The following is an 18,969-nucleotide window of genomic DNA, read 5'->3' on the forward strand; positions in this document are numbered from 1 at the left end:
CTCAGCCTCCATCATCCGGCTAAAAATGAATATCCCAGATTCCTGCTTTACGCTCAAGTTCTATTAAGGCCGCCGCATTATCTGCCAGCGCCTGATAATACTCTTTTCGAATGTTGTTATAAGTTCTCTGGGCATTCAAAACCTCAAGGATAGAGCTTTCCCCTCTTTTGTAGCTGTATATGATCCCTTCCAGAATGGTTTGTGCTTCTGAAAGCATTCCGTTATGGAATTGTCTGAGCTGTTTCTGCGTTGCGGTATATTGTTGGTAAGCCTGCATTACCTCTGCTCTTATAACCTGTTCGATCTGCTTATATTCCACCTCTGCTTGTGAATGGGCCATTTCTGCAATTTTCAATCCAGCGTTTCTTCGGTTGGAAAATTTCAGAGGAATACTGATCCCCATTTTTACTGCATTTACGGTAGGAGAAGGAGCAATTTCGTTGGTAGCTTCGGTATGACGTTCAGCTCCGGCGCTGATGCCTAGATCAATGACTCTATTAGCTTTTTCAAGATTAATCTGGCTTTTGGCAACCTCTGTATTCTGTCTGGCGGCCAATAAATCTGCTCTCTCATTCAACGCCTGAAGAATCAGGTCATCCCTATTGAAATCCCTGTTGAAGGCATTAAAGTCTCCGGCAACGTCTCTGTCTGTCATGCTGCTGTCTCCGAGAAAAACTGATAAACTGGTGAGAGCCTGCTGTTCAGCGCTTTCTGCCTGATATACTTCATTAAGTAGAGAAGCAGCTTCCAGCTTACTCTGCTTCGAAGCAACAGAAGAAATAGTTCCTAAGCGGTAACGGAGACTGTCGGATTTTGCCAGCTGCTGCATACTGTTATACGAATTCTGCTGTACCTCGAGCAATGCTTTGGATTTTAAAGCCTCAATATATCCTAAACTGGCATCTGCACGAAGATTTCTGAAAAAATCCTGCAGCTGTATTTTGCTCAGCTCAGATTGGTTTCTGGCCAGATTAACCCTCGCTTTTCTCTTGCCGCCAAGTTCCAGTGTCCATCCCACCGAAGCACCATAAACATACCCCATATTCTGATGTACCCCATTATTTGTAGTTTCCATTTCCATTTGAGGATCAGGGAACATATTAGCCGTCTGGATCGCCGCTTCAGCCATACTTACATTGTATTTTTGAGATGCATATCCTAAATTTTTATTTCCGACAAGGTTCAGGTATTCTTCAAATGGTAAAAGCTCTTTTTCCTGTGCCTTCATTTCTGTAATGCTGAATAATATTACAGATAATATGATAATATGAACTTTAGTTTTCATCTGATTTCAAATTTTGTTTTTCACTTCGGCGTTCAGCCATACAATAAATAGCCGGAAGGACGAATAGGGTTAAAATAGTAGAGAACATGAGTCCGTAAACAATGACGGTTGCCAGCGGGCGCTGCACATCAGAACCAATTCCTGTAGCTAAGGATGCCGGGAATAATCCGATTACGGCAACCGTTGCAGTCATCAGTACAGGTCTGAAACGGTCTTTTGCCCCTTTGATGGCTGCCTGTTTCAGCTCATACCCTTTTTTACGAAGATCATTGATGTGCGAAATCATAATGACCCCGTTCTGGATGGCAACTCCGAATAATGCGATAAATCCTACTGCTGAAGAAACATTCAGAGACATACCCCGGATATTGAGTGCCAGCATTCCGCCAAATAAAGCCAGTGGAACAATAGACATCAGAACCAAAGCCTGCCTGAAATCTCCAAATGCACCATACAATAAGAGAAACATAATGGCTAATGCCAGCGGAACAATAAATGCCAGTCTGGAGTAGGCTCTGTTTTGATTTTCAAACTGTCCGCCCCACTTGATCTGGTATTTTTCGTGATCGTACTTAATGTCTTTTTCAATTTTATCCTGGGCATTTTTCAGGAAAGAAGAAAGATCGGTTCCTCTAAGATTCAGCTTTACGGTAAGATGACGTTTGTTCATTTCCCGGGTAATCGTGCTTTCTCCGGTACTCAGTTTCACTTCTGCTACCTGTGACAATGGGATTTTTGCTCCTGAAGCAGAGGTCAGCATCAGGTTTCCGATTTTGTCTGGAGTGTCGCGGCTGTCTTCCGTATAACGGCATGAAATGTCGTACACTTTATTGCCGATAAAGATTTGAGAGATGGCTTTTCCTCCTAATGCCACTTCAATAAGATCGGCCACGTCAGCTACATTTAATCCATATTGGGCAATTTTATCTCTGTTGGCAATAATCTGCAGCTGGGGCAATGGCGGTTCCTGATCAATGGCAAGATCTGCCGAGCCCGGAATTTTATTTAAAGTTGACAATACATTTTCAGCAATTCTTCTGGTTTCTTTAAAATCTTCTCCATACACCTTTACCACCAGTTCACTGTGGGCTCCTGAGATTTTATCCATCACTCCGTCAATCATAGGCTGAGAAAACCCTACAGTGAATCCCGGCATGTTTTTATAATCTGCTGCCAGTTCTTTAATGAGGTCTGCTTTTGTTTTTCCTGCCGGCCACTCGCTGTAAGGTTTTATTCCGACAGAAACTTCAAAGTGGGAAGCTGTCCAGGGATCAGTACCATCGTCATTACGTCCTGCCTGTATCATCATATAAGTAATTTCGGGGTGTTTTAAGGTACGGGCACGCAGGGTATCGCTCATTTCTTTTGACTTGGCTAAGGAAATTCCGGGTGGAAGCTGTACCTGAAGCCAGATAGAACCTTCATCCAGTTCAGGAAGGAAATCTTTTCCCACATGATAGGAGAGAATTCCGGCAGATACCAGAACAATCATAATAGGAATAATTACTCTTTTGGGAGTCTGCATTATTTTTTCAATACTTTTTCCGTAGGCTGTGCTTAGTTTTTCAAGCCATTTATTATGATAAATCTTTTGTGGTTTTCTATAGATTACATAAGCCAATCCCGGGATCAGAAGCAATGCTACAGCAAGAGCTCCCAACAGAGCATATCCTACAGTAAAAGCCATTGGGGTAAATAATTTTTTTTCTACTCTTTCAAAAGCGAACAGAGGTAGATAGGCGGTAATGATAATGATTGTAGAAAAGAAAATGGGTTTGGCCACTTCAATTACTCTTTGGGTAACTGTTTTTTCTCCCAGTGTTTCTTCAGCATTTTCTTCTCTTTTCTTCAGAATGGTTTCCAGCATGACGATGGCTCCGTCTACAATGATTCCAAAATCAATAGCTCCTAAGGAAAGAAGATTAGCCGGAATGTTGGTAAAATGCATTAATATAAAAGCAAATAGCAAAGAAAGCGGAATGGTAATAGCGACCAGTAATGCGCCCCGCCAGCTTCCAAGAAATACAATCAGCACAATAATAACCAAAACAATTCCTTCGGTAAGAGTATGAGACACTGTGGTAAGGGTTGTTTTGACAAGATCCGTTCGGTCCAGAAAAGGATGAATCTTTACTCCTGGAGGAAGTGTTTCGTTATTCAGTTCTTCAATAGCTTCATGTACTCCTTCCAATACTTGTGATGGGTTCTGCCCTCTGAGTAAAAGCACGATTCCTTCTACACTTTCAGAATAATTGCGTTTTCTGTCGGTATAACCAAGAATTCCTTTTCTTTCCAGGTTTCCATACTTTAAGGTTCCTACATCATTGAGGAAAACAGGAACGCCATTTTGGGTTTTGACTACAATTTTTCCAAGATCATTCAAATCTTTTACCAGACCAATTCCACGAATTACATAGGCAAGATTTCCGCGGGGCAGCATACTTCCTCCGGCGCTCACATTGTTTTTGGCAATCGTTTCAGTAACTTCAGAAAGTGACAGTCCGTGTTGCTCGAGTTTATGCGGATCCAGCTCGATCTGAAACTGGGTGGTAATTCCTCCGAAATTGGTGACATCAGCAATTCCCGAGACTTGTTTGATACGAGGGATGATCACAAATTTCTGTAAATCTGTAAGCTCCCGGAGACTGTGGCTGTTACTTTCAATGATATAACGGTATACTTCGCCGATAGGAGAGGTAAGGGGATCCAATCCCGGTTGTGCCCCATAAGGAAGCTCCACGTCCGTAAGTCTTTCCTGAATACGCTGGCGTGCCCAGTAATCATCTGTACCATCATCAAAAACCATAGTGATAATGGAAAGTCCGAAGGTACTTTTGCTTCGCATCACATGCATTCCCGGAAGCCCGTTGAGTGATCTTTCCAGAGGAATGGTAATCTGTTGTTCTACTTCTTCAGCGGCCAGCCCGGGAACCTGTGTTACCACCTGTGAGGTTACATCGGCAATATCGGGATAGGCTTCTATAGATAATCTTGTCCAGGAATAATACCCGAAAAACCCTAGTAAAAGGAAGAGCGCAAGCATAAGCCATCTCTTTTGTATCGAGAGTGTTAGTAATTTCTTCATAGTTTTTCATTTACATTATTTTGCATCCAGCATATAAATTCCACCTTCGGTCATAATGATTTCTCCGGGTTTTAATCCTGAGATAATCCTTACGGTTTTCTGATCAGTTTCTCCAGTTGTCACAGAACGTTTTGCGTATTGATTCTTACCGGTTTTTACCCAGACATATTGAAAATTATCCTGCTGCATCAAAGCGGTTACGGGGATCATAACAGTTTTTTCCGGAGTTGTTGAAAAGCTGACGGTAGCATACATGCCCGGCTTTAGTTTTCTGTCCGGATTATCGCATTCAATAAGTACCTTTATACTTCGGGTATCTTCGTCTACAATTTCATTAATATGATATACCTTTCCGGTAATATCTCTATCCGGATAGGCACTTACCTTGACCGAAACCCGGTCTCCTTTATTGACAAAACGAATGTCTTTTTCTTTCACATCCCCTGAAATCCAGACTTTTGATAATTCTGCGATGATCATTACCGGATCTGCATCTCCTTTCAGATATTGGCCGTTGACAATTTTGTTGGAAATAATTTCTCCGTTAATGGGTGCTCTTACCACAAGAGGACTTCCTATACCTCCGCCTTTGCTGTTATAGACCTTCAAGGCAGAAGAAGCATTGGAGAGCGATGTTTTTTTATTTTTAAAATCGGTTTCTGCCTCGTCCAGCTCTTTCTGGATACCCACTCCATGTTTTACAAGATCCTGCTGGCGTCTGTAATTTTTTTCTGCAAGCTGTACATCATTTAAAGCATCCGTATAGTCTTTCTGAACCGAAAAATAATCTGAAGAAAGGATTTCAAAAAGAGGATTTCCAGCGGAAACTTTTTGCCCGAGCTGAATAAATGACCCTGTAATTCTTCCCGAAAACGGACTGGCTATTTCTGCATAGTGATTGGGAATGGCCTGAATTGTTCCTGCTGAAATTACCCCATCGCTGTGTTCCTGTTCGGTAACGGCCTGTGTTTTAATTTTTTTGAATACAGGATTGTTTTCCGGAACAGTCACCTGATCGTTTTTTATACGGAGATCCTGATCCTGCGGAATTTCACTTTTAGGATTTTTACAAGCGGTAACAAATGTTAAAAGTACTATTGCTAAGACTGTTTTTCTCATATAAGTTATTTATAACCATTATTTTATATTTAAGGATTTGCAGCTTTCTTAGACTAAAGCCACTGTCCGAATTTTCTGATAAACCATTGTTTAACGAGCTGTGTTACCATACAATAACCTGTAAGAATTGCTGCTAAATAGGGGAAGTAGCTCAGTGGTAAAGGCTGCATTTTAAGATATACGGCCATTGGAGTGAAAGGAATGAGAATTCCGATCAGCATGATTAAACTTGTTAACGCTACTACCGGCGTGGCGGCCCAGCTTTGGATGAATGGAATTTTTTTGGTTCTGATAATATGAACAATCAGAGTCTGGGACAATAAACCTTCCACAAACCAGCCTGTCTGAAACAAATTTTGTTGTTCCGGTGTATTGGCTTTGAAAATAAAAAACATTACCACAAACGTTACGTAATCAAAAATGGAACTTAGCGGTCCTATATACAGCATAAATTTTTTGATGCTTCCGGCTTCCCATTTTTTAGGGGTTTCCAGAAAGTCTTTATCCATGGTATCCCAGGGAATGGATGACTGAGAAACATCATAGAGTAAATTCTGGGTCAGAATCTGTAACGGAAGCATAGGCAGAAACGGAAGCAGCGCACTGGCCCCAATCATACTGAACATATTTCCGAAATTGCTGCTCGCGGCCATTTTGATATACTTGACGATGTTCCCGAAGGTTCTTCTTCCATAGATGACGCCGCTTCGAAGGACCATCAGATCTTTTTCCAGCAGGATGATATCCGCACTTTCCTTAGCGATGTCAGCTCCGGTATCAACAGAAATTCCTACATCTGCTTCTTTAATAGCTGCTGCATCATTGATTCCGTCCCCCATAAAACCAACGGTATGGCCTTTAGCCCGTAATATTTTTACAATGCGCTGTTTCTGCAGCGGGCTTACCTTGGCAAAAACAGAATAATGATCCATATCTTTACAAAGCTCCTCGTCACTCATTTTCTCCAGTTCCTCACCCAGCATAATAGAATTGATAGGGATTCCAACATCATGACCTATTTTTTTAGCAACAATATCATTGTCTCCGGTTACTACTTTTACCTCTATACCCAGTTTGTGCAATGCTTTGATGCTCGGTTCTGCAGAAGGTTTTGCCGGATCGAGAAATCCCATAAATCCTGTGAGGATAAGATTCTTTTCATCGGCTACAGAATAATTTAATGGATGATCACCCTCAAATTCTCTTATGGCAATCAGTAATACACGTTGACCGTCGGCATTCAGTTTTTCAGACATTCTGATAATCTGCTGCTTCATAAGATGATCTAACGGAACGATATTGTCATTTTCTATGTGCAGGCTGTGATCTTCTCCCGGATCCAGAGCATATTGACATAACGGAAGCATTTCTTCTACAGCTCCTTTGCATATCATCAGATGTTTTCCCTGGGAAGTATTCAGAATGACAGACATTCTTCTCCTTTCAAAATCAAAAGGAATTTCATCTACCTTTTGGTAAAGTTCATCAGCTTTCATGAGATTGTGAACTTCAGCATGATCCAGAACGGCCTGATCCAAAAGATTTTTGAGGCCTGTCTGATGAAAACTGTTGAGGTAACCCCATTTCAACACCTCATCATCTTCAATACCGCGAACGTTGAGGTGAGTTTCCAGTACGATTTTGTCCAGGGTAAGAGTTCCGGTTTTATCAGTACATAGAATATCCATGGCACCAATATTCTGAATAGCATTCAGTCTTTTAACAATGACTTTCTTTTTGCTCATATTTACTGCTCCTTTGGCGAGATTTGCAGTAACAATCATCGGAAGCATTTCAGGAGTTAATCCTACCGCAACAGCAATGGCAAATAATAAGGCCTGCATCCAGTCTCCTTTTACCAATCCGTTGATCAGGAAAATGACGGGTGTCATGATCAGCATAAATCTGATCAGCAGATAACTCACTTTATTGACTCCGATATCAAAGGCAGTTTCGGGTCTTTTAGAAACCAGACTTCTGCTGATGCTTCCGAAATAGGTGAAAATACCGGTATTGGCCACCACAACAGTTGCTGAACCGCTTACCACATTGGTCCCCATAAAACAGATATTCTGCAGGCTTAAGGGATTGAGCTCTTTGGCCTCTTTGATAGGAAGTGCACTTTTCTCCACTGGAAGAGCTTCCCCTGTCAGGATAGATTCGCTGATGAAAAGATCTTTGCTCTTAAGAATTCTGCAGTCGGCCGGAACCATATCACCCGCAGACAGAATAATAATATCCCCGGGAACAATTTCAGTTATTTCTATTTCTTTGCTTTCATTAAATTTTCTTTTGGTGAGACAGCTTGTCCTTACCATCTTCTTTAATGTTTCTGCGGCTTTATTGCTTCTGAATTCCTGAAAAAACCTCAACACTGTACTGAATAGCAGCATAAACGAAATTATAACAGTGGTACTGAAATCTTTCTCTCCGTCAGGAACAAGAATTGCGTCTATAAACAATGAAATGACAGCAATACAGGCCAGGATATAATTAAACGGATTAAAAAAAGAATGGGCAAACTGTTTCAGCCATGAAGGAGCCTTTTGGGCAGCAATTTCGTTTTTACCATAAATTTTCAGACGGTCTTTTACCGTGTTTTCGCTGAGACCTTCTTCTGAGGTTTCCAGCAGGGCATAAATCATTTTTTCATTCCCAGCTGCAGCTTCTTTCAACTTTACAAGAGCTGCAGAATTAAGATTTTTGTTGGAAGATTTTTTTAACATTGCTTCGATGGTTGTTTTTACATGTTACAAATCGTTTTCGGTACCTATTATTTCCCAGCTTACTTTGATGACTTTATCTTCAATGGTGAGTCTGCTGGCTGTTTTTTCCATGAAACTGTCCTGTGGAGTAGAAGCATGAACTTCTGCTGTAATGATGGCATTTTCCGGCAGGCCATTATCATCGCTGGTAAGGGATTTCAGCAGTACTTTATCATTTCCGCTCAGCGATTGCATGAGTTGTACGCGGACATGATTTTCCACTTCACTTTTGCACTTGATGCTGAGAAGATATTCGGTATAATGGTTTCTATGATTGATACTATTGCCCAGTTTTACCCCTAAAGGACGAAGGATAATATGAGTAAGAATGATAAATCCGCTGGTAATAGCCGCCTCAAAGGGGAATCCCATGGCACTTAGGGATCCTACGGATGCCGAGCACCAAATGGTAGCAGCTGTATTGAGTCCTCTCACGGTGAGGCCGTCTTTCATAATAACACCTCCACCCAAAAAGCCAATACCGCTTACAATATAAGAGGCAATTCTGCCAGTTGCATCACCTCCAATTCTGATAGAAAGAAGAACAAATGCAGCAGAGCCAAGACATACAAGGGTATTGGTGCGGAGACCTGCGCTTTTCTGACGCCACTGTCTTTCGAAACCAATACTTGCGCCCAAGGCAAACGCGGTAAGGAGACGAAGGGTAAATTCGAATGTATTCATAACTTTTCCTGTTTTTATAAAGCTTCTCAGCTGTACGGGAAAAGTGAGTACAACTAAAGCTTTTAAGATTGATAATTACTGTAAGGATCTGGGTCCATATGCTTTATTTTTTACAGTGCAAAAGTATGCAGGACTATTTTTTTTCACAGTTAGAAAAGCTTTAGAATACCATTAGAATAGTATTAGAGAAAATTTGGATAAAAAATTTATATTCAATCTGTACCCGTTTTGAAAGATAAAATTTCAATACATTTGGCACGGATAATTTTTATATAATAAATCTCAGGATTTGTCATATGAAGTAAGAACCTGTTTAATCCCGGGAATTTCCTTCCAGAATATTTTGAACGCTATATTTTAACAATGAAAAAATCAAACTTAGCTATACCGGCTACGCTTCTGGCGATCATCTGTGTACAGGGTGGAGCTTCCATAGCCAAGCAGCTGTTTCCTGCTATTGGAGCTATTGGTACAGTCACTTTGAGAATTGTACTTTCTGCTGTTTTGCTTACTTTGATTAACCGGCCAAAATTTTTACGGTTTAACCGCCAAAAATGGAAGTACTGTGCGGTCTATGGAATAGGATTGGCTGCAATGAATCTTATTTTTTACATGGCGATTCAAAGAATTCCACTGGGGCTGGCCGTTACTGTGGAATTTGCAGGACCGTTATTCCTTGCTCTGGCTTTGTCCCGTAAACTGTTGGATGTTGTATGGGCATTACTGGCCTGTGTAGGAATTCTCCTGATAGTTCCGTGGCAGAATGATCACGTTGATTTGTTAGGTCTTGGACTCGCCTTTCTGGCAGGGATATTCTGGGCAGTTTATATCATAATGGGCGGCAAGGTTTCTAAAATTACGGAGGGGAAAGATGCGGTTACCACCGGGATGATTTTTGCCAGCCTGGTGATTATTCCATTCACAATATGGGATGGTGCTGTTTTCAATCTTACTCCTGCAATTTTTGTGAAGGGGCTTGGGGTTGCCATTCTTTCCAGCGCTTTACCTTTTTCTTTGGAAATGATGGCTTTGAAAAGACTTCCGGCAAAAACCTTCAGTATTCTGATGAGTCTGGAGCCTGCATTTGCAGCGCTTTCGGGATTGATCTTTCTTTCCGAAAAGCTATCTTTTTTACAGTGGATTTCTATTGCCTGTGTGATTACAGCGAGTATAGGAACAACCGTTTTCAATAAGAAATCTCTTTCTCAGGAGTGATGAGATGATGTGAGCTTTTAACACATTAAGCTTAATAAGGATCTAGAGGTAACTTAAGAATCCGATAAATCTCATGAAACTCTAACTGATCATAAACTCAACTGTAAATGCAGTCCTGTTATGTTCTGATACGACATTGATACCTGCATGGTGGAGGTGAATAATTTTTTCGGTAAGAAACAGTCCTATTCCATGTCCTTTCTCATTCCTGGATGTTTCACTTCTGTAAAAAGGTTCGAAAATATGCTGTAAATCTTCTTTTTCAATGGTACTTCCGGTATTCATGAAACTGATTTTAAGAAGGTTCGAATTGGCTTTTACATCAATCAGGCAGGTATGTTCCGGTGAATATTTACACGCATTGTCAATAAGATTGTTAAAAGCAACCTGAAGTAGATATTCATTTCCCTGAATGATAAGCTGATGTTCTTCTACTGAGTCATTAATATTTAAAGACACTTTATAGCCTTCATTTTCCTTTGTGATTTTAGTATAAGATTCCAGCAGAATTTCATCAAGACGAATCTCAGAAAAACTGATCTCATTAGGGTCGTAGCTCGCTTTGGCAAGATCCATTAAGCTGTTGGAAAGGGTAACCATTTTCCGGGCATCTTCCAGTGCGTACCGAACGGTCTCCTGGTATTCTTCTTTGGTTTTTTCTTTTTCCGAAGCCAGCTCCAGCTCAGCGATAATGGCCGCTAAAGGTGTCCTTAGTTCGTGCGAAATATTGGAGACAAAATGTTTTTGCGAATCAAAAGAATTTTCCAGCCGCTCCAGCATTCCGTTGAAATTTCGGGCCAGTTCATTAAGCTCATCTTTTTGCTTCGTTGTCTTCAGGCGCAATTGTAATTTTCCTGCTGTGATTTTTTTAATCTGATCAACCATTTCACTAAGAGGGCTCAATGCTTTTTTAGAGAGAAATATTCCGGCCAGATAAATTAAAATCAGAATAATGAAGAATGAAACAATACTGATGGTAAGAAGATGGGTAAGGTAATCATATCCATACTGATCATAGGCAGCGGCAGTTACTGCGTACATTTTCCCCTCGTAATGATACACCATCCCGATCACCTGCAAATCATTTAAAAAGAAATCAATTTTCTTTCTTTCAAATATCTCAGCAAGCATTTGCGGAGTTTCCTTTACGTAATCTACTTTGGCATCATCGTGATAAATCAGTTGTTTATTGCTGTCATAAATCGCAACCTGAACTTCATTTAAAGTTCGGGTATTGTTTTTATAAAGCTTATGCATTTCCTGTTCAGGAAGTGAGCTGCGAAAGTATAAATCTGCTTTGGCAATTGCTTCGTTCTGAAGTTCGCTGTAAAAAGACTGTACTCTAGCTTCCCTGGACGAATAATAGATCGAAACGCTGTAAATGCCTAGTAACATTGCGGTAATTAGGGTAAAAAGCAGCGTAAGTCGGGTTCTTATTTTCATCCGGGTATTTTTGAGTTCTTCGTAATGATTACTGTATAATGCCTGATTCGTAGTCTTTTTTCAGGATGAATCCCATACCGGCTTTTGTGTGAATCAGTTTGGTATCAAAATCTTTATCAATTTTCTTTCGGAGATAATTGATATAGACATCAATAAAGTTGGTTCCGGTGTCAAAGTGTGTTTCCCATACTTTTTCTGCAATTTCACTTCTGGAAAGTACTCTTTCGGAATTTTCCAGCATGAATTTTAAGAGGTTGAATTCCTTCGGAGTAAGTTTTATGGGAGTAAGGTCACGGCTCACGGTTTTCTGTTCCAGATTCATTTCAATGCCTTCGTATTTAAGAACAAAAACTTTCTGGTGCAGCTGTTGGGAAAAGCGTTTCATAAGAACCTTGACCCTTGCTACCAGCTCCCGCATTTCAAAGGGTTTGGTAAGATAATCATCGGCTCCCGCATCAAAACCTTCCAGTTTATCATCAGTGGTTCCCAATGCAGTAAGCATGATAACCGGGAGATTGGGTTTTAATGATTTAATTTCATTACAGAATTCAAGGCCGTCTTTTTTGGGTAAAATAATATCGGTCACCACAAGATCAAACGGGTTGCGCAGAGCCAGTTTCAAACCTGTGATTCCGTCATAGGCCACGGTTACCTCAAATTCAGCTTCCTGAAACCCCTTTGCAATCAATTTTGAAAGCCTGTCGTCGTCTTCAACTAATAAAATATGTGGCATAAGAATGTTGGAAATGTTTGGTTTGATGTGAAGAATAGATCAATAATCCCACAAATGTAATGATTTCTATTTTGTAATTTTGGCACTGAAAATAGAATAGGATGTCCGAATGTAAAATATTTTTTAGCAGAAGAATCAAAGAAATTATTGTGGTAGGCATTTTGTCCACATTAATCATTTTATTGGTTCAGTGTAACCGTGCTGTCTCAGGTAATGTACAGCTTAAAAACGGAGATCTCCTTTTTGTTACCGCAAAAGAATCCGGACTTTCCGGAGCCATCAACAATGTAACTCAAAAACAAAAAGCAGCATCATTTGATCACATCGGAATTCTTGAAAAAGAAGGTAACCGGATGTTTGTGCTGCATGCTGCACCTAAGGGCGGTTCCCAGAGACAGAATTTGAATGATTTTGTAAAAGATCAAAAGAAAGAAGGGCAGGAGGTAATTGTTTACCGTTTAAAGCCGGAATATCAGAAAGCGATTCCCGGAGCAGTCCGAAAGGCAAACTCTATGCTCGGTCAGCCTTACAATTTCAATTATATTCTGGATGAGCATTCTTATTATTGTTCAGATTTTGTAGAAAGGGCTTTTCGGGCAGAAAATATTTTTAAACTGGAACCAATGACATTTATTGATCCGAAAACAGGAAAGCCGAATGTATTCTGGGAAGAATTTTACAGGAAGAAAAATCTTAAGATCCCTGAAGGAGAGCTGGGTTGTAACCCTAATGGACTGGCCGGCTCTGACAAACTGGAAAGAGTAGGGAATTTTTAAAAATGAGAGAGAAGCTGAACAGGCTTCTTTTTTTTATGTTAAATTTTTAAAAATATTAGTCTACTAATTTGGTGGACTAATATTTTTTTATATTTTTGTCACAGATTTACATGCAGAGTGCAATATAATCTACCATGTTTAACCAAAAATGTTTAGCAATGATTACACCTAATCCCGGCCTGCAGGTTGTGCAAAATAAAATAAGCCTGCCTAAAAAAGAGTTGTTACTGGAAATAGAGTTGAATGGCAAAATGAAATTTGAACATTTAATGAATACCATCTATAACCAACTAGGTATCTGTCATAGAGTGTTATCTGCTAATGTAGAGTATGTGAACGGATACAGTTTTGGTTCAGTACAGTTATATATTAATGTCAGTTCAGAAGATTTCCACCAGCTTGAAATCTATCTGAATAAAAATAAACTTATCAATACAACGGTAGAATATACCTGCAGAACATATTTTTAAGTGAGATTCATATAGTTTTAATTACTCAAAGTGTCCGGTCCTTGTGCCGGGCACTTTTTATTTTTGTACTACAACAGATTATAAACAAATTAAAAATACCAATCATTAACCGGGACAAAATTCCCCTCCTCTGAAAGGGTGGCAAAAAATCAAAGAATTTTTGAAGGGGTGGTTAAAAGAAATGGGTAAACAAAAAAGCGTTCAGATTATTCTGAACGCTTTTTAATAAAATTACTGACTTATTCCTTTTATTAATCCTAAGAATCATTAATAAAGGTTTTCTTATTGGTAACAGCTCGAATGCCAACTGAAATTTTCAGGTGTTGTCAGGCTGAGCCTGTCGAAGCCATTACTAAGAGAATAAGGTCAATAAGCAATTTTAAATTCTTTCAATGTCAGCACCAATTGCTCTTAGCCTTCCATCAATATTTTCATATCCTCTGTCGATCTGTTCAATGTTGTGGATAATAGATTTTCCTTCAGCAGAAAGTGCTGCAATAAGAAGTGCATTTCCGGCTCTGATATCCGGAGAAACCATGGTTGTTCCTCGTAACGGCGCTTCCTGGTTCAAACCGATTACCGTAGCTCTGTGTGGATCGCACAAAATGATCTGAGCACCCATGTCAATTAATTTATCCACAAAGAATAATCTGGATTCAAACATTTTCTGATGAACCAGAATACTTCCTTTTGCCTGAGTAGCCACTACTAAAATGATAGACAATAAATCCGGCGTAAATCCTGGCCATGGCGCATCCGAAATCGTAAGGATAGAACCGTCAATAAATTTCTGAATTTTATAATGTTCCTGAGCAGGAATATAGATATCATCACCGCTTTGCTCAAGCTGAATTCCTAATTTTCTGAATGTATTCGGGATTACGCCAAGCTGATTCCAGTTTACATTTTTGATGGTAATTTCGGATTTTGTCATGGCTGCAAGACCAATCCATGATCCGATTTCTACCATATCCGGCAGCATGGTGTGCTCCGTTCCTCTAAGGTAATCAACTCCTTCAATCGTAAGAAGGTTAGATCCGATACCTGAAATGTTTGCTCCCATTCTGTTCAGCATTTTACATAATTGCTGAAGATATGGCTCGCAGGCGGCATTGTAAATTCTTGTTTTTCCTTTTGCTAAAGCTGCAGCCATTACAATATTGGCCGTTCCTGTTACAGAAGCTTCTTCCAGTAAAATGAATTTTCCTCTTAATTCTTTAGCTTTTAAAGAATAGAAATATTCTTCTTCATCATAATTGAATTCTGCGCCTAATTCAACAAGTCCCTGAAAGTGGGTGTCTAATCTTCTTCTTCCGATTTTGTCACCTCCCGGAGTTGGCATGTAAGCCTCACCGTAACGGGCAAGCATTGGCCCCATCAGCATAATGGATCCGCGTAATTTAGCACCGTCTTTTTTGAACTCGCTAGATTTTATATAATCAAAATTAACCTGATCTGCCTTGAAGGTATAATCTCCCTGTCCGTTTTTAGTAATTTTTACCCCAAAATCTCCCAGAATTTCTATCAGTCTGTTCACATCATGGATATCCGGAATATTTTTGATTCTTACTTCTTCATCTGTAAGGAGAACTGCACATAAAATTTGCAGAGCCTCATTTTTGGCTCCCTGTGGAGTAATTTCACCCTGCAGTCTTTTTCCTCCTCTTATTTGAAATGTTCCACTCATTATTTTCTGTTTTTATGATTGTTATTATGCCTTCTCTTATTGGGCTGGTTATTATTTTTATTATTATTGTTGTTCCTGTTGTTGTTATTGTTGTTGTTTCGGTTGTTGTTATTGCTGGTATAATAGATTTTACTTTTCTCAAGAGAATCTATTCCGGTAAGGTCCAACCTGTTTTCAGACAACTCTTTCAGGTGGCGGAAAATTACATCATCCGTCACATGTTCTTTATTATAGACATTATAAGATTTCTTCATATTGTTGGCAATCACTTCTATAAGGGCTTCTTTTTCGTCGCCCATATCCAGTTCTATTGCTTTTTCTATCAATTGAAGAATGCTTTTTCCGTAAAACTTAAAGTCACCCTGAAGTTTTGGATATTCCATTCTTTTTGGTTTTTCGGCTAACTCCTCCATGGTTGGAAAAGGATAAGGAGAATCTACATCCAGATCATGATTAGCAAGAATAAAAAGATGGTCCCAAAGTTTATGTTTATAATTTTCTTCGTCGCGGAGTTGTGGGTTTCTCTGACCCATAAAATCGATGATTGCCATAGCCATTTCGTTCCTTTCCTCTTTGGTAGGAAGTTCTTTGCAGCGCTCAACCAACTGTTGTATAATTCTGCCGTATTCCGGCATATGAAGCTGAGTTTTTTGGGTATTGTATTCCATAGTATGCAAATATATGCATTAAAAGAAAAATGAATTCGAGAAACTTTAAAATTTATGATTTTTTAATGAAAAATCTAAATGCCTTTCTTTTGTATTTGTTAGGAAAAATGAAAATATTTCCCTTTCATTTGAATTTGTTTTTAATAAAATTGTATATTGTTTAATAGAATGATAATTAATTATAACGATGAAAAAAACAAACTTTTTCCTTTCACTGCTGGCTTTAGCATTAGTAAGCTCCTGCCGTACAAGTGATGAATTGATGACAGAACCTTCCAAACAGGAAGAGGTTCATAACAAAACAGTACATGTGACCCAGCATGACGGGCGGCCTTTCAGTACAGGAAATGAATCCGGGTCACTGCAGGGTAAATTTATTGCAGGCCCGGGTGGCGGAGTTCTCATGCAGGGCTTCTACTGGGATGTTCCTGACGGCGGCAACTGGTGGAATACAGTGAAAGATAAACTGACAGCATGGTCTGATGCGGGAATCGGTGCGGTATGGTTGCCACCGGCGTCAAAAGCACAGAACGGAGCCTATTCCATGGGCTATGATCCTACAGATTATTATGATTTCGGGAATTTTAACCAGAATGGAAGTGTAGAAACCCGTTTTGGATCCAGAACTGAACTGGAAGCATTGATTACCAAAGCACATGCTGAAAATATGCAGGTATATGCAGATATTGTAATTAACCATAACAGTGGAGGACAGTCTGAAGCGAATCCTTTTACAGGAACCAATACATGGACTAACTTTTCGGGAGTGGCATCAGGGAAGTTTCCGAGAAGTTATAATGATTTTTATAAAAATTCTTACGGAAACAATGATGAAGGAGCCTTTGGTGGCTTTCCAGATTTGTGCCACGCCAATCCTTATGTGCAGGACTGGCTTTGGGGCAGAGATGATTCTGTGGCAAAATATTATAAAAACGTTATGAAGTTTGACGGCTGGAGATTTGATTACGTGAAAGGTTTTGGTCCCTGGGTGGTCAATACCTGGAATTCTAAAGTAGGAGGGTTTTCTGTGGGGGAATTATGGGATTCCAATGTCAATACGCTGGAGTGGTGGGCCAATAATGCCAACAGCTCAGTATTTGATTTCGCCGCTTATTACAAAATGGACGAAGCTTTTGATAACGGAAACTTAAACGTGCTGAATGATGATATGATGTGGAAAAGAAATCCCTACAAAGCAGTAACTTTTGTAGCCAATCATGATACAGACATTATTTATAATAAAATGCCGGCATATGCCTATATTTTAACCCATGAGGGGTATCCAACGATCTTTTACAGAGACTATGAAGAATGGTTAAATAAGGAACGGCTGAATAATCTGATCTGGATTCATAATAATAAAGCTACCGGAACCACTTCCATCCTGTATACCGACAATGATGAATATATTGCAAGACGTAACGGATATAATGGCAATCCCGGACTTGTTGTCTACATCAATACCTCCTCAAGCTGGCAGGAAAGATGGATAGAAACAAACTGGAGCAGCCAGCAGATCAAAGATTTCACAGGAAATTCAAACTGGTATCCTACCACTCAGGGAGATAAATGGGTGAAAATTCAATGTCCCCCAAATTCTTATTCTGTATGGTCGCTTAATTTATAAGTGATGAGCAATGGGGTATAAATAAGAATTGATTGAGCCGATAAGGAACTGTTAATCAATTTAATTTTAAACATTAAACAAAAACAACCCTACATCTTATTGGTCATTCCGTAGGAATCTGTGCAAACTTCATTTTTAATGCTGATGGTCAGAAACTCTTACGGAATGATATTTTATTATACATGAAGAGAAATTTTCTGCAAGATCAAATTACACCTGAATAAACTTTTTCTTTTGATGCTGATCCGGTAGAAAACATTTCTGATTAGCCAGTTTCATCCTGTTTCTGGAAATAATGTCATACACCTTGTCACTTAAAGAGGCAGGCAGAATTTTCCCAATAAAAGAAAGCTTATATATTCCTCCCAGTAAATTGGCAATTTCCAGTACAGCCCTGGATTTAATCAGGTAATATCGCCCCGGTCTCCACAGGTACATCGTATTGAAGACATTTTTTTCTAAGCCTCTGTCAGATAAAAACTGCTGCCCGAAATCAGATTGAAGAGAAGCAAACATAAATCGGTCTTTTTTATCTCTTTCCAAAATCCACTGCACCCAGAAATTACAGACTCCGCAATCCCCGTCAAAAAAAACAATATGTTTATCTTCCCAATTTTCCATCCCTTTATTTACTAAACATGATTTTTCTTTCTGTATCCTCTTTTATCTTTTTGAAATAGAGTACAAGATCTGCACGCTGTTCATCAGACAATTTGGCGTCCTGATGTCCTATATAATAAGACTCGAGAGGCATTTCTTTTTTCTCAACCATTTCTATACATTCTTCCAGTTTATGAAGCTGTCTTTTAGGCTCATATACTGCAAAAGTAGAAAAATTAAGATGTTTTCTGCCTTCGTCAATATGATTTTTTACCCACCATGAAGTTGGAGCAATACTGCTGTACCACGGATATTTTGTTTCATTGGAATGACAGTCATAGCATGACGTTCTGAGGGTATGGGCAATATTCTCCGGAGTATTTTTAATCTTCAGAAAATCCATGCCGGGCGTTGGTGCCGGATTCGTTTTATCGATCGGGAAAAACTGAATGATGATAAACGCAACAAGAATGATAACAATTATTTTTTTCATAGAGGGTGTTTCGTATTTGCTGAATATAAAGGTAGTTAATTTATTTTTAGTATCAAGCAGGATGGTGAAAGAGGGAGCAGGAAGTGCTTCGGGAATTTTTTGAAATAATGTTTTTCCGGAATTAATCAAATTGTCTTTCATCAAGCTGTTAAACTTTCTTCATTCATGTTCTTTTCACGTTTCTCTTAAAATTCTTACGTTGAGTAATTCTAAATTGGACCTTATAGTGCTGTTTTTATTCAGGTTAATTTGAAAAATTGCTAACTTAATACCACAATTATTTCTTAGCTCTATGATGTTGAAAATGTTATTTTATAGT

Annotated in this window: 15 protein-coding genes; 4 read left to right on the forward strand and 11 right to left on the reverse strand. The window is 39.3% G+C overall.

Annotation, left to right across the window (positions count from 1 at the left end; all coding sequences use genetic code 11):
* Positions 1-19 precede the first annotated feature (19 nt).
* The 5 genes from BLW74_RS02250 to BLW74_RS02270 are packed head-to-tail and all read right to left on the reverse strand — an operon-like array spanning position 20 to position 8,938.
* Entirely contained in the window at positions 20-1,285 is a 1,266-nt protein-coding gene (locus BLW74_RS02250) for a TolC family protein (protein ID WP_089689832.1), read from the reverse strand.
* On the reverse strand, positions 1,275-4,370 hold the full coding sequence (locus BLW74_RS02255) for an efflux RND transporter permease subunit (RefSeq protein ID WP_089689833.1): 3,096 nt from the start codon (positions 4,368-4,370) through the stop codon (positions 1,275-1,277). The genes BLW74_RS02250 and BLW74_RS02255 overlap by 11 nt, the downstream gene beginning before the upstream one ends.
* A 15-nt stretch (positions 4,371-4,385) precedes the next feature.
* A complete protein-coding gene (locus tag BLW74_RS02260; RefSeq protein ID WP_089689834.1) occupies positions 4,386-5,489 on the reverse strand; it encodes an efflux RND transporter periplasmic adaptor subunit in 1,104 nt (367 codons plus the stop codon).
* A 53-nt stretch (positions 5,490-5,542) separates the two neighbouring features.
* The gene (mgtA, locus tag BLW74_RS02265; protein WP_089689835.1) at positions 5,543-8,215 is read right to left on the reverse strand and encodes a magnesium-translocating P-type ATPase; all 2,673 of its coding nucleotides are present in this window, start codon (positions 8,213-8,215) and stop codon (positions 5,543-5,545) included.
* Between the two features lie 24 nt (positions 8,216-8,239).
* The gene (locus BLW74_RS02270; protein ID WP_089689836.1) at positions 8,240-8,938 is read right to left on the reverse strand and encodes an MgtC/SapB family protein; all 699 of its coding nucleotides are present in this window, start codon (positions 8,936-8,938) and stop codon (positions 8,240-8,242) included.
* 363 nt (positions 8,939-9,301) lie between these two features.
* Between BLW74_RS02270 and BLW74_RS02275 the strand changes: the two genes are divergently transcribed.
* A complete protein-coding gene (locus BLW74_RS02275) occupies positions 9,302-10,153 on the forward strand; it encodes an EamA family transporter (protein ID WP_089689837.1) in 852 nt (283 codons plus the stop codon).
* 81 nt (positions 10,154-10,234) lie between these two features.
* Here the strand turns inward: BLW74_RS02275 and BLW74_RS02280 are convergent, their stop codons facing one another.
* A complete protein-coding gene (locus tag BLW74_RS02280) occupies positions 10,235-11,596 on the reverse strand; it encodes an ATP-binding protein (RefSeq protein WP_089689838.1) in 1,362 nt (453 codons plus the stop codon).
* 28 nt (positions 11,597-11,624) lie between these two features.
* Entirely contained in the window at positions 11,625-12,329 is a 705-nt protein-coding gene (locus BLW74_RS02285; RefSeq protein WP_089689839.1) for a response regulator transcription factor, read from the reverse strand.
* Between the two features lie 101 nt (positions 12,330-12,430).
* Between BLW74_RS02285 and BLW74_RS02290 the strand changes: the two genes are divergently transcribed.
* A complete protein-coding gene (locus BLW74_RS02290; protein ID WP_089689840.1) occupies positions 12,431-13,105 on the forward strand; it encodes a YiiX/YebB-like N1pC/P60 family cysteine hydrolase in 675 nt (224 codons plus the stop codon).
* A 158-nt stretch (positions 13,106-13,263) separates the two neighbouring features.
* Complete coding sequence (locus BLW74_RS02295) at positions 13,264-13,575, forward strand: NIL domain-containing protein (protein ID WP_089690624.1); 312 nt, start codon at positions 13,264-13,266, stop codon at positions 13,573-13,575.
* Between the two features lie 379 nt (positions 13,576-13,954).
* Here the strand turns inward: BLW74_RS02295 and murA are convergent, their stop codons facing one another.
* Both murA and BLW74_RS02305 read right to left on the reverse strand, forming a co-directional pair.
* Positions 13,955-15,262 carry a UDP-N-acetylglucosamine 1-carboxyvinyltransferase gene (gene murA / locus BLW74_RS02300; protein WP_089689841.1) on the reverse strand — a complete coding sequence of 436 codons (1,308 nt, stop codon included), beginning with the start codon at positions 15,260-15,262 and terminating at the stop codon, positions 13,955-13,957.
* Entirely contained in the window at positions 15,262-15,930 is a 669-nt protein-coding gene (locus tag BLW74_RS02305; RefSeq protein WP_089689842.1) for a DUF4290 domain-containing protein, read from the reverse strand. Before BLW74_RS02305 ends, murA begins: the two co-directional genes overlap by 1 nt.
* A gap of 187 nt (positions 15,931-16,117) precedes the next feature.
* Between BLW74_RS02305 and BLW74_RS02310 the strand changes: the two genes are divergently transcribed.
* Positions 16,118-17,557, forward strand: coding sequence for an alpha-amylase (locus BLW74_RS02310; RefSeq protein ID WP_089689843.1), 1,440 nt, complete (start codon positions 16,118-16,120; stop codon positions 17,555-17,557).
* Positions 17,558-17,767: 210 nt separating this feature from the next.
* Here BLW74_RS02310 and BLW74_RS02315 read toward each other — a convergent pair whose 3' ends face one another.
* Together BLW74_RS02315 and BLW74_RS02320 are read right to left on the reverse strand one after the other, a co-directional pair.
* Positions 17,768-18,178: a thiol-disulfide oxidoreductase DCC family protein gene (locus tag BLW74_RS02315; RefSeq protein ID WP_089689844.1), complete on the reverse strand. Its 411-nt coding sequence runs from the start codon at positions 18,176-18,178 to the stop codon at positions 17,768-17,770.
* A 4-nt stretch (positions 18,179-18,182) separates the two neighbouring features.
* Positions 18,183-18,791, reverse strand: a complete 609-nt coding sequence (locus tag BLW74_RS02320; RefSeq protein ID WP_317041015.1) for a heme-binding domain-containing protein — start codon at positions 18,789-18,791, stop codon at positions 18,183-18,185.
* Positions 18,792-18,969 lie beyond the last annotated feature (178 nt).

Source organism: Chryseobacterium culicis, from assembly GCF_900108365.1.
GTDB classification, from domain to species: Bacteria; Bacteroidota; Bacteroidia; order Flavobacteriales; family Weeksellaceae; genus Chryseobacterium; species Chryseobacterium culicis.

Excerpts from the sequence above, each read along its gene's own strand:
- BLW74_RS02295 (WP_089690624.1), top strand. The coding sequence starts at position 13,264 with ATGATTACACCTAATCCCGGCCTGCAGGTTGTGCAAAATAAAATAAGC.
- BLW74_RS02275 (WP_089689837.1), top strand. The coding sequence starts at position 9,302 with ATGAAAAAATCAAACTTAGCTATACCGGCTACGCTTCTGGCGATCATC.
- BLW74_RS02320 (WP_317041015.1), bottom strand. The coding sequence starts at position 18,791 with ATGAAAGACAATTTGATTAATTCCGGAAAAACATTATTTCAAAAAATT.
- BLW74_RS02270 (WP_089689836.1), bottom strand. The coding sequence starts at position 8,938 with ATGAATACATTCGAATTTACCCTTCGTCTCCTTACCGCGTTTGCCTTG.
- murA (WP_089689841.1), bottom strand. The coding sequence starts at position 15,262 with ATGAGTGGAACATTTCAAATAAGAGGAGGAAAAAGACTGCAGGGTGAA.
- BLW74_RS02250 (WP_089689832.1), bottom strand. The coding sequence starts at position 1,285 with ATGAAAACTAAAGTTCATATTATCATATTATCTGTAATATTATTCAGC.
- BLW74_RS02290 (WP_089689840.1), top strand. The coding sequence starts at position 12,431 with ATGTCCGAATGTAAAATATTTTTTAGCAGAAGAATCAAAGAAATTATT.
- mgtA (WP_089689835.1), bottom strand. The coding sequence starts at position 8,215 with ATGTTAAAAAAATCTTCCAACAAAAATCTTAATTCTGCAGCTCTTGTA.
- BLW74_RS02280 (WP_089689838.1), bottom strand. The coding sequence starts at position 11,596 with ATGAAAATAAGAACCCGACTTACGCTGCTTTTTACCCTAATTACCGCA.
- BLW74_RS02310 (WP_089689843.1), top strand. The coding sequence starts at position 16,118 with ATGAAAAAAACAAACTTTTTCCTTTCACTGCTGGCTTTAGCATTAGTA.
- BLW74_RS02285 (WP_089689839.1), bottom strand. The coding sequence starts at position 12,329 with ATGCCACATATTTTATTAGTTGAAGACGACGACAGGCTTTCAAAATTG.
- BLW74_RS02315 (WP_089689844.1), bottom strand. The coding sequence starts at position 18,178 with ATGGAAAATTGGGAAGATAAACATATTGTTTTTTTTGACGGGGATTGC.
- BLW74_RS02305 (WP_089689842.1), bottom strand. The coding sequence starts at position 15,930 with ATGGAATACAATACCCAAAAAACTCAGCTTCATATGCCGGAATACGGC.
- BLW74_RS02255 (WP_089689833.1), bottom strand. The coding sequence starts at position 4,370 with ATGAAGAAATTACTAACACTCTCGATACAAAAGAGATGGCTTATGCTT.
- BLW74_RS02260 (WP_089689834.1), bottom strand. The coding sequence starts at position 5,489 with ATGAGAAAAACAGTCTTAGCAATAGTACTTTTAACATTTGTTACCGCT.